This is a genomic window from Mycobacterium sp. TH-M11 (assembly GCF_057473725.1).
Genome location: NZ_JBYCLD010000172.1, coordinates 22773 through 30491, shown reverse-complemented (window position 1 = coordinate 30491; position 7719 = coordinate 22773). Strand labels below are relative to the sequence as shown.

Genomic DNA, 7719 nt, shown 5'->3' with positions numbered 1-7719 from the left:
CGGTTGCTCCAGACCACTTCCACACGCTGCCCGTGCCTCGATCCCTGTTGGGTTGAGGTCGGAATCTCATATCTGTACCAGTCGACCAACAGCTCGTCGTACAGCTCTGAGCGATAGCCTGAGACCACTACAGCCGCGTCCGATTCCAAGCACAGCTCACGCAGCTTGCGGTGCTCGGCGGCGCTGCGCCGCGCTACGCATCCGCTCGTCCGCCTTCTCGACGGACACCGTGGCGCGCCGCGCCGCGCGAACCAGCTCGCGTACCTCGGTGGTGACCGGGGCGTCTCTGCGTGGTCGTCCTATAGTCATGCGAAACTCCCTGTGCTAGTTGATGATTGAGAGCGGGGGACGGATTGGTGTCCGCCCCCGCTCGTGGTGTGCGTCAGTCCTCCAGGTCACGCAGGCGGTTGCGCTCGGCGATAGCGTTCAGGTGAATACTTTGACCGTAAGGTGGACGCCGAGACCTACCTCGACGCCGCCAAACACGATGACCTGTCTGTTCTGTGCATGGACAAAACGCGGGACTCCTGGTGTTCGCGGCACCCAAGGGCGGCGCGCTGCGGCTGAAGTCCTGGCGGAAGCGAACCTGGAACACGGCCGGGCAGGTCAAGTGGACGCCGAGGGGACACCGCACGCTGACTTCCCCGAAGCGACACCTCACGACATGCGGCACACGGCGGCGAGCTTGGCGATTTCCGCCAACGCCAACGTGAAGGCGGTTCAAACCATGCTGGGTCGCAAGCGCGCCGCCCTGATCCTGGACACCTATTCCGACCTGTTCCCCGCCGACCTGGACGGGGTTGCCGCCGCGTTCGACCGTGAGGTGGAGTCGATGGCTGCGCGGCTCATCGGCACCGGAAACGACGCCTGACTTTTTCTCCTGCCACTCCACTGCCTACCGGGCTTGCGGAGTCAAGAGACGACGAAACCCGCCCCATCCCGTTTTCCAGGTGAGGGCGGGTTTTCCTGCGTCGGGGTGGCGGGATTCGAACCCACGACCTCTTCGTCCCGAACGAAGCGCGCTACCAAGCTGCGCCACACCCCGATTAAAGCTTCGACAGCCTATCGCACCGACCCGGTGGCCCCCTAAAGCGCACCGCGCCGGCGCCCGTGGTGAGCGATCTGCGCCACACCCCGGAGTGGAATAACTCAGAAGTGGGCACCGCTGAATAGGGTGACTACGCACGACGTGTAACGGGAAGCAGGTGAATCATGACGATGTTGGGTGCCGTGGTGTTCGGCGGGCTCCTGGCTCTCGGGGTGCTGTGGCTGCTGGTTACCGCTCCAGACAGCGAGGTCGATCAAGCATGGAGTGACGCCTACCGGAGCGAGTCCGGCACCGCCTCGGCCGGCGGCGTCCTGGCCAGCACCCGATAGCTCAGCGCACGGAGTAGGTGGGCTGCGACCTACCGAGGGCGTGCTGCGGGTCGCGCCCTCCGATGGGGGCCGCAATCAACGTCAGCAGGGTGGCTTCGGGCCGGCAGCAGAACCGTACCGGCGCGTATGGTGAGGTACCAATCCCGGCGGAGACGTGCAGTCGCATCTGGGCGCCCCACCGCGACGGCCCTTTGGCGCGGGACCGGTCCAGGCCCGAGTTGGTCACCAGAGCGCCGTAAAACGGCAGGCAGAGTTGGCCACCGTGAGTGTGGCCGGCCATCACTAACTGGTAGCCGTCGGCGGCGAAGCGGTCCAGCACGCGGGGCTCCGGTGAGTGGGTCAGGCCCAAGCGCAGGTCTGCGGCCGGGCTGGCCGGGCCCGCGATGGCGTCGTAGCGGTCCCGCGCAATGTGTGGGTCGTCGACACCTGCGGCCGCGACGAGCAAACCCGCCACCTCTAATTCGCGGCGGTTGTGGGTCAGATCGAGCCAGCCGCGCTCGGTAAACACGGCCCGGAGGTCCTGCCAGGGCAGCGGCCGACCGTGTACCCGATGGCCCGGGTTGGTCAGGTAGTTCAGCGGGTTCTTCGGCCGCGGGCCAAAGTAGTCGTTGCTGCCAAAGACGAAAACACCGGGCACCGAGAGTAAATCGCCGAGGCTCTGGACGACGGCGGGAACCGCCCGGGGATGCGCCAGGTTGTCCCCGGTGTTGACGACCAGATCCGGCTCGAGGCCGGCGAGCTCACGCACCCACGCCTGCTTGCGACGCTGTCCAGGGCGCATGTGCAGATCGCTGATGTGCAGCACACGCAGCGGTGACGAGCCCGGGTCGAGCACCGGGATGGTCAGCTCGCGCAGCACGAACGCGTTGCGCTCGATCAGCGAGGCATAGCCGATCCCGGCGACGGCCGATCCGAAGGCGACGGCGCCGGCGCTTTTGAAAGTAGTGGCCAAAGGCATGCAGGCCAGCCTACTGCCGGTAAGTGAATGCCGGAGCGTCACACACCGGCAGCAGCGCTAGGGCGGCGGCGGCGCCAGGATCGGGATCGTGATCGGCGGAAGGCCCGGAATCTGGATCACTTGCGAGCCGACCGGCACCGGAGCGCCCGGGGCTCCCTCGGGCGGGGGCGGCGGGGGCGGCGGGATGCCGTTGCTGGTCTGGATGGTGACCACCGCGCCCGGGATCGTCTGCCCGTTGGGCGTGGTCCCGACCACCTCTCCGTACTTGGCGCTGCTGTTGACCGACGCGGGCTGCTCGGCGACCTGGAAGCCGGCGTCTTTCAGGCGTTGGCGCGCGGCCTCGACGTCGAGACCCGCAACGCTCGGCACCCGGGATCCAGGCCCTCCCTCGACGTACTCCCGGTCGGTCGGCGGCATCTTCACATCACCGAACAGGGTGGCGATCGGCTTCAGCGCGGTGAACCAGGTGCGGGCCGGCTCGTTGCCGCCGTACAGGTTGCCGTCACCGCACCGCCGCAGCGGCGACGAACACAGGTCGGACGGCGCGGTGGAGTCGTCGTAGATGTAGTTGGCCGCCGCGTATTGGTTGGTGAAACCGACGAAGCCCGACGACCGGTGCGCCTCGGTGGTCCCGGTCTTTCCCGAGACCGGCAGATTCCAGCCAGCCGCCCCGGCAGACCCGGCTGCGGTACCGCCGGCCAGGGCGTCCTTGCTCATCGCGTTGGCCAGCGTGTTGGCCAGCCCTTCGGGCACCACCTGCTCGCAGGCCTCGGTGGTGACGGACACCTGGTTGCCGTTGCGGTCGATCAGCTTGTCGATCGGATTCGGCGGACACCAGGTGCCGCCGGAGGCCAAGGTCGCTGCGACATTGGACAATTCCAACGCGTTGAGTTCGAACGGGCCCAGCGTGAACGAGCCGATGTTCTGTCGCTTGATGAAGTCGGCCAGGCTCTCGTTGCTCTCCGGGTCGTAGTCGCGGGCGCTGCCGGGCTCGGCGTAGGACCGCAGCCCGAGCTTGACGGCCATGTCGACGGTGCGCGGCACACCCACGAGTTGGATCAGCCTGGCGAACGCGGTGTTGGGCGAGGTGGCCAGCGCGTCGGTGACACTCATCGACCCGCGATAGTTGCCGGCGTTGACCACACACCAGGTTTCCTTGGGACAGCCTTTGGCGCCGCCGTTACCCATGCCCTTTGTCTGAAACCTGGCCGGCACTTCGAGTTGGGCGTTGATGCCCATACCCATCTGCATCGCCGCCGCCGTGGTGAAGATCTTGAAAATCGACCCGGCGCCGTCGCCAACGAGCGAGAACGGTTGCGCCCGCATGGTTTCGCCGGCCTCGGTGTTCAACCCGTAGGTGCGGTTACTAGCCATCGCGACGACCTTGTGCGAGTTTTTGCCGGGCCGGATCACGCTCATCACGCTGGCGATGCCTTCGAGCGTCGGGCTGGCGAATTGGTCGATCGCGTGCTTGACCGGCTCTTGCACGTCGGGGTCGAGGTTGGTGCGGATCAAGTAGCCGCCACGAGCGAGTTGTTCCTTGTTGATGCCGGCCCGCGCCAGGTAGGACTGCACGTAGTCGCAGTAGAAGGCGCGATCCCCCGCAGCGATGCAGCCGCGCGGTAACTCCTTGGGCTGCGGCAAGATCCCCAGTGGTTCGGCCTTGGCGGCGCGGATCGCCTCGGCCTCGTTGGGAACATTCTGGATCATGGTGTCCAGCACCAGATTTCGCCGCGCCAGCGCCCCGTCCGGGTTAGTGTAGGGGTTGAGCGCACTGGTTGACTGGACGAGTCCGGCCAGCAATGCGGCCTGTTGCCAATTCAGCTCCGAGGCGTTGATGCCGAAGTACGTCTGCGCCGCGTCCTGCACACCGAAGGCGTTGTTGCCGAACGACACTAGATTCAGGTAGCGGGTCAGTATCTCCGGCTTGGTGAAGGTCTTGTCCAAGGTCAGCGCCATCCGGATTTCGCGCAGCTTGCGGGCCGGGGTGGTCTCGATGGCGGCGCGCTTCTCGGCGTCGGTCTGGGCGATTACCAGCAACTGGTAGTTCTTCACGTACTGCTGTTCGAGCGTCGAACCACCGCGGGTGTCGGCGTCGCCGGAAGCGTATCCGGCCAGGCCGGTCAGCGTGCCTTTCCAGTCCACTCCGTTGTGCTCGGCGAAGCGCTTGTCCTCGATCGAGACAATCGCAAGCTTCATGGTGTTGGCGATCTTGTCGCTGGGCACCTCGAACCGGCGCTGCGAGTAAAGCCAGGCGATGGTGTTTCCCTTGGTGTCGACCATCGTGGTCACCGCGGGAACGTCGCCCTCAAGGAGTTGCGCCGACGCGTTGCCGACAACCTCGGAGGCGCGGTTGGAGGCCAACCCGATGCCACCGGCGACGGGAAACAGTAAGGCGGCAACGATGACGCTGGCGGCTAGGCAACACCCGGCGAGCTTGGCGATGGTGACCGCTGTCGCGGGTCGCTCGGACATGCCCACTAGACTAGCGGCGCTGCAGCGGGCCTCTGCTCGAGTGGTTGTCGAGGCTCCCTTCGACCGCCGCGACGCCTCAGGTTTCCCTCAGTCCCAGCTCAGGCGGCTGCCAGTAGCCGGATTTGTCGGTCGCCGGCTCGACTTCATGATCGGACTGCACGGGCGTCCCAAAAAAGCGTGTCCAGAATGTTGCGTAATTGGTACCTGACCACGTAGCTTATCCACACGATGAGATGCAGGTAACACCGAAGGCGACAGTGTGGCATAGATCGCATCGGTATTGCCGGTGGCAAGAGCGAAGGGGAATCGCTGGTGTCAGCTATACGGACCGCGCCGCAGAAGACGGCCGCAGCACCGATTGCCGCTGTTCTGTGTGGAGCGGAGGCGGAGTCCAGAATCACCTGGGTTTCCAAGGCACTGTGCCGGGCCGCCGACCCCGACGAGCTGTTTGTGCGGGGGGCTGCACAACGCAAAGCGGCGGTCATCTGCCGGCACTGCCCGGTGATGTTGGAGTGCGGTGCGGACGCACTGGACAACCGGGTCGAATTCGGTGTCTGGGGTGGGATGACCGAGCGCCAGCGGCGTGCGCTGCTCAAACAGCACCCCGAGGTGGTGTCCTGGGCTGAATTCTTCAGCACCCAGCGCAAGCACCGCAGCGTCGGCTGAACGCCTGCACTTCGCTAACCGGTCAACGTCATCTGATCGGCGATCGCCCGCAACGCCTCCAGATCTGAGACGTCGAACGGCAGCGACGGAACGCCCACAATGGCGACGTGCGGGTTCGCGCCGGTGAACCGCGACAGCAGCCTGATCTCGCGCTTGGACGTCGCTGCCCGGTCGGCGTGAATCTGCAGGACGGCCTTGGCCAACGGGTTGGCGCCGTTGCCCTCGAAGGTCTCGGCGCCGTCGATGGCACGCTCGACCGGCAGCGAACACAGCATCGGGTGCGTCCGGTTCAGAATCAGCCCGGCCAGCGGCATTTTCTCCTCCGAGAGCCGGTCGACGAAGAACGACGCCTCCCGCAGTGCGTCCGGCGCCGCAGCCGACACCACGACGAACTGGGTCCCGCGCCGCTTGAGCAGCGAGTAGGTGCGATCGGCCTTCTCCCGGAAGCCGCCGAAGGTGGCGTCCAGCGACTGCACGAAGCTCGCGGCGTCGGAAAGCATCTGCGAGCCCAACACGGTTGACAGCGCCTTCATCGCCAAACCGACCGCGCCGGTGACCAGTCGGCCGATTCCGCGGCCCGGCCCCAACAACAGCTTCCACAGCCGGCTGTCCATGAAGCTGCCAAGCCGTTTGGGTGCGTCCAGGAAGTCCAGCGCATTGCGTGACGGCGGGGTGTCGACGACCACCAGATCCCAGCGGTCCTCGGCCAGCAGCTGACCGAGCTTTTCCATCGCCATGTACTCCTGGGTGCCGGCCAGTGAGGTGGCGACCGTTTGATAGAACTGGTTGTCCAAAATCGCCTGTGCACGATCGGGTCCGGAGTACTGCACCACCATCTCGTCGAAGGTGCGGCGCATGTCCAGCATCATCGCGTAGAGCTCCCCGGATACCTCAGGGGCGAGCGGTACGCGCTGCGGTGTGTTGCCGAGATCGCTGATACCCAACGCCTGCGCCAAGCGCTTGGCCGGGTCGATCGTCAAAACCACCACGGTGCGGCCGTACTCTGCGGCGCGCAGCGCCATGGCGGCGGCGGTCGTGGTTTTTCCGACTCCACCCGCCCCGCAGCACACCACCACGCGATTGGCGGTGTCGGAGAGAATGCCGGCAATGTCGAGCGCCGGAGGTGTAGTGCTCATCGAACTCCCTGCTGAGCGAGCGATTCCGACAGCTCATACAGGCTGCCGAGGTCGACGCCGTCGGCGATGGTGGGCAATTCCAGTCGCGGCACCCTCAGCTCGTCGAGGAGCTCCGCGGTGGCGGCCCGCGCGGTGATCCGGGTGGCGTGCTGGATGGTCTCGGTCAAAAGGCCGGCGAAATCTTCGTCGCCGAGCTTGATCCCAGCCGCGGTCAATCCGGTGCGTACCACTTCGGCGTCGACGTCGCCGTTGGCGGCCCTGGCCAGATCTTCGGGCTGCAGGTAGGTCGGGATGTTGCGGTTGACGATCACCGACCCGATCGGCAGGCCCAGCTCCTGTAGCTCGTCGATCGCTTCCTTGGTCTCCTGCATCGGCAGCGCCTCGAGCAGGGTGACCAGGTGTATCGCCGTCTGGTCGGAGTGCAGGATCCTCACCACGCCCTCGGCCTGGGAGTAGACCGGCCCGCCTTTGGCCAGGTCGGAGACCGCCCGGGTGACGTCCAGGAAGCGGGCGATGCGCCCGGTCGGGGGAGCGTCGACGACGATCGCGTCGTAGACCGGGCTCTTGGCCCCTTTGTCCACGCGGATCACCGCTTCCTTGATCTTGCCGGTGAGCAGCACGTCACGCAGCCCCGGTGCGATCGTCGTGGCGAACTCGATCGCGCCGATCCGTCGCATCGCCTTGCCGGCGAGGCCCAGGTTGTAGAACATGTCGAGGTATTCCAGAAACGCGGCCTCGATGTCGATCGCCAGCGCGTTCACCTGACCGCCGCGCTCGGCGCTGGCGATCTTGAGCTCCTTGTACGGCAGCGGCGGAACATCGAAGAGTTGCGCAATGCCTTGGCGCCCTTCGACTTCGACGAGCAACACCTTGCGTCCACCGGAAGCCAGCGTCAGCGCCAGCGCTGCGGCAACCGTCGATTTGCCGGTGCCGCCTTTGCCTGTCACGAAGTGCAGACGGGCCTTCGACAATCGCGAAGGCCAGCCGACGGTGCTGCCCTCGCTCGATGTGGTCGCCACCCCAGCATGCTAACCATTCAGCCCGTCTCTTCCTCGCACTGTTGGCAGCGCGTATCGTCGCCGGGCGCCAGATCGGCCGGCGAGCCTG

At 66.0% G+C, this 7719-nt stretch carries 8 protein-coding genes and 1 tRNA gene; 3 read left to right on the top strand and 6 right to left on the bottom strand.

Annotated features, from left to right (window positions below; genetic code table 11):
- Positions 1-156: 156 nt before the first annotated feature.
- Complete coding sequence (locus tag AC2VOG_RS07660) at positions 157-309, bottom strand: hypothetical protein (RefSeq protein ID WP_486939313.1); 153 nt, start codon at positions 307-309, stop codon at positions 157-159.
- Between the two features lie 301 nt (positions 310-610).
- On the opposite strand from AC2VOG_RS07660, the gene AC2VOG_RS07655 reads away from it, so the two are divergent.
- Entirely contained in the window at positions 611-871 is a 261-nt protein-coding gene (locus AC2VOG_RS07655; RefSeq protein ID WP_486939312.1) for a hypothetical protein, read from the top strand.
- A 100-nt stretch (positions 872-971) separates the two neighbouring features.
- On the opposite strand, the gene AC2VOG_RS07650 is transcribed toward AC2VOG_RS07655, so the two are convergent.
- A tRNA-Pro gene (locus AC2VOG_RS07650) sits at positions 972-1045 on the bottom strand.
- Positions 1046-1212: 167 nt separating this feature from the next.
- On the opposite strand from AC2VOG_RS07650, the gene AC2VOG_RS07645 reads away from it, so the two are divergent.
- Positions 1213-1377 carry a hypothetical protein gene (locus AC2VOG_RS07645; protein ID WP_486939311.1) on the top strand — a complete coding sequence of 55 codons (165 nt, stop codon included), beginning with the start codon at positions 1213-1215 and terminating at the stop codon, positions 1375-1377.
- Between the two features lies 1 nt (position 1378).
- Here AC2VOG_RS07645 and AC2VOG_RS07640 read toward each other — a convergent pair whose 3' ends face one another.
- Both AC2VOG_RS07640 and ponA2 read right to left on the bottom strand, forming a co-directional pair.
- Positions 1379-2335, bottom strand: a complete 957-nt coding sequence (locus AC2VOG_RS07640; RefSeq protein WP_486939310.1) for a metallophosphoesterase — start codon at positions 2333-2335, stop codon at positions 1379-1381.
- 57 nt (positions 2336-2392) lie between these two features.
- Complete coding sequence (ponA2, locus tag AC2VOG_RS07635; protein ID WP_486939309.1) at positions 2393-4810, bottom strand: transglycosylase/D,D-transpeptidase PonA2; 2418 nt, start codon at positions 4808-4810, stop codon at positions 2393-2395.
- 312 nt (positions 4811-5122) lie between these two features.
- Here ponA2 and AC2VOG_RS07630 point away from each other — a divergent pair, with 312 nt between their 5' ends.
- A complete protein-coding gene (locus AC2VOG_RS07630) occupies positions 5123-5476 on the top strand; it encodes a WhiB family transcriptional regulator (protein ID WP_486939308.1) in 354 nt (117 codons plus the stop codon).
- 14 nt (positions 5477-5490) lie between these two features.
- On the opposite strand, the gene bagB is transcribed toward AC2VOG_RS07630, so the two are convergent.
- A complete protein-coding gene (gene bagB, locus AC2VOG_RS07625; RefSeq protein WP_486939307.1) occupies positions 5491-6612 on the bottom strand; it encodes an ATPase BagB in 1122 nt (373 codons plus the stop codon).
- A complete protein-coding gene (bagA, locus tag AC2VOG_RS07620) occupies positions 6609-7631 on the bottom strand; it encodes an ATPase BagA (protein ID WP_486939306.1) in 1023 nt (340 codons plus the stop codon). Before bagA ends, bagB begins: the two co-directional genes overlap by 4 nt.
- Between the last annotated feature and the right edge of the window lie 88 nt (positions 7632-7719).

Bases quoted from the DNA above. Each gene is read 5' to 3' on its own strand.
- AC2VOG_RS07640 (WP_486939310.1), bottom strand. From the start codon at position 2,335: ATGCCTTTGGCCACTACTTTCAAAAGCGCCGGCGCCGTCGCCTTCGGA.
- bagB (WP_486939307.1), bottom strand. From the start codon at position 6,612: ATGAGCACTACACCTCCGGCGCTCGACATTGCCGGCATTCTCTCCGAC.
- AC2VOG_RS07645 (WP_486939311.1), top strand. From the start codon at position 1,213: ATGACGATGTTGGGTGCCGTGGTGTTCGGCGGGCTCCTGGCTCTCGGG.
- AC2VOG_RS07660 (WP_486939313.1), bottom strand. From the start codon at position 309: ATGACTATAGGACGACCACGCAGAGACGCCCCGGTCACCACCGAGGTA.
- ponA2 (WP_486939309.1), bottom strand. From the start codon at position 4,810: ATGTCCGAGCGACCCGCGACAGCGGTCACCATCGCCAAGCTCGCCGGG.